Annotated in this window: 1 pseudogene; it reads left to right on the top strand. The window is 66.5% G+C overall.

The features are described from left to right. Positions 1 to 278, top strand: a pseudogene (locus ACPXB3_RS22640) (HNH endonuclease); the annotation flags it as partial.

Genomic DNA, 278 nt, shown 5'->3' with positions numbered 1-278 from the left:
ATCCATCACGCCACCCTGGATTATGCGAAGGGCGGGTTGACCAACATCGACGACCTCGCTCCGGCGTGTCCGAAACACAACCGGATGGTCGGCGACAAACTCGGCCAGTACACCACCGGCATCTACCGGGACGGACCCCTCGCGGGACGGTGTTGGTGGCGGCGTAACGCCGCCCCCGGTGCCCCACCGCACCCGAAACGCGTCAACAAACTGCCCGACGTCGGGCCCGACTTCACCGCCGGGCTCGCGAAGGTGCGTGCCAAAATCCACCGGCAACC

It is taken from the genome of Gordonia sp. DT219 (assembly GCF_049847065.1).
In the GTDB taxonomy this organism is placed as follows: Bacteria; Actinomycetota; Actinomycetes; order Mycobacteriales; family Mycobacteriaceae; genus Gordonia.
Note: the sequence above shows the minus strand (reverse complement) of the source record. Positions and strands in the feature narration are given on the sequence as shown.